Source organism: Deltaproteobacteria bacterium (genome assembly GCA_009930495.1).
Lineage (GTDB): Bacteria > Desulfobacterota > Desulfovibrionia > Desulfovibrionales > Desulfomicrobiaceae > Desulfomicrobium.
In genome coordinates this window covers 1-1,532 of sequence record RZYB01000374.1, presented here as the reverse complement: position 1 = coordinate 1,532, position 1,532 = coordinate 1, and the positions used below count along the sequence as shown (strand labels likewise).

Here is a 1,532-nt window from a genome sequence, read left to right as displayed (position 1 = left end):
GAGTCAACCAAGAAGCTCTTCCCGCACATCAAGTTCGTCTAGCCGCCATGGGCAGTTTTCGGCGCTCATAGCCAGGGGCAAATAAAGACGCCCGCCGCCATTGGCCGGACCCACGTTCGCTTGATCCGGCCAGGGTGCGGGCTTCAGCCGTTCACGTCAGGCTCAAGCTCGAACACAGCGCCCGGCGCTCCACCAGCTTTTCCACCACTTGGCGGGCAATGGCCGGGTCCGCTTCCTTCAGGGTCTCGATAACCACGTTCTGGAAGTCCTGGACCTCCTTGATGGAGAACAGTTGCTTGGACATTTCTGCGGCGAGGGCGAGTTGCTTGCGGACCTCGCCCATGGTTTTCAGGTAAAACTCGCCAAGGCTGGCCCGATCCCCGAGGATATGGGCCAGATCGTCCATGGGAATTTCCCCGCGCTGGGCCTGTTCCAGCTTGGTCAGAAGTTCCGTGGCGGAAGCGTGAATCTTTTGCAGCTCCTCCACGGCGTCGAAGTGGTCCTTGGTCAGGCGCTCCGCTACCGCCCTGTCCTCAATGGCGAGGCGACGAGAAACCACCACATCCATGAGCTTGAGGCGCTGGTGGATGGCCACGGTGGTCACGCCGAAATGGCAGGCGCAGTGCTTTATGGACTTTCCGTCCTTAACCATCCTCTTTAATTTAACATCGTCGATTTTTCGTTTCGTAGGCATCGTTTTTCCTCCGGTTATACTTTCCGGTTACTTTCCCGTCTGCTCCATGGCGGTGATGCTCACCTCCCAGCGGGGGCCGTCTCCGTCGTCGTAGCGCTTGGATATTCCAGTGTACTCGGTGATGAGTGCGTCATCTTTCCAAAATTTCGTGGCGGTCAGGCAATCCTTGAGGTGCTTCACGAGGTTGTCCAGATCGGGCTTGCCGGTGGGTTGGATTGCTCCTTCCCTGGCGGCGGCCTGTTTCTTTCTGGACCATGACCGGGGAATGGGCAGATAGGCCGTGGCGGTCATGGTGATGGCTCCTTCAAGCGGCTTCTCGGGCCTGTGTTGGGCCAGGAGAGCGCATAGGCTTTCCTCCGCCTGTCGTTGGGCCTTGGCCTTGTAGGCGTGCCCTTGTCGGGTGAATCGTGGCCGGGCCTGGGCCTTGGGGGTGATGGGGAGAACGAGCTTCACGGTCATGCCGTCGCCTCCCTGGTCGTGGTTTCGGCGTGGCGGATGAAGCCGTGGCGGTCGTATACGCTGGCCCGTGTCCTGGCCGATGCCCGGAGCACGCCCACGGGGTCGTGGTAGTCGTACAGGCGCGGGGTTTTGCCGTCCTGGGGCCGCAGTATCCGGCCCACCACCTGGAGCAACCGCCCCTGGGACTTGATGGGCGTGGCCAGAAATAGGGAGGCCAGCCCCGGCGCGTCAAAGCCCTCGCCAATGAGTTGAACCGTGCTCCCCAGCGCCCGCACATGGCCCTCGCGGATACGCCCCACAAGGGCCTCGCGCTGGGCTTTTGGTGTCTGGCCGGTGAGTAGTTCCATTTCCACCCCGGCGGCTCCCAGACAGGCGGCCA

The 1,532-nt window shown here is 61.7% G+C and carries 3 protein-coding genes; all 3 read right to left on the bottom strand.

Translation table 11 applies throughout. The annotated features are described in order from the left end of the window. Positions 1-151: 151 nt before the first annotated feature. Positions 152-652 (bottom strand): hypothetical protein, encoded by a 501-nt coding sequence (locus EOL86_14805; GenBank protein NCD26839.1) that lies wholly within the window; start codon positions 650-652, stop codon positions 152-154. A 69-nt stretch (positions 653-721) separates the two neighbouring features. After that, positions 722-1,153 carry a RusA family crossover junction endodeoxyribonuclease gene (locus EOL86_14800; protein NCD26838.1) on the bottom strand — a complete coding sequence of 144 codons (432 nt, stop codon included), beginning with the start codon at positions 1,151-1,153 and terminating at the stop codon, positions 722-724. Beyond that, the coding region (locus tag EOL86_14795; protein NCD26837.1) for a hypothetical protein at positions 1,150-1,532 on the bottom strand (383 nt) is incomplete at its 5' end. The genes EOL86_14800 and EOL86_14795, both read right to left, overlap by 4 nt.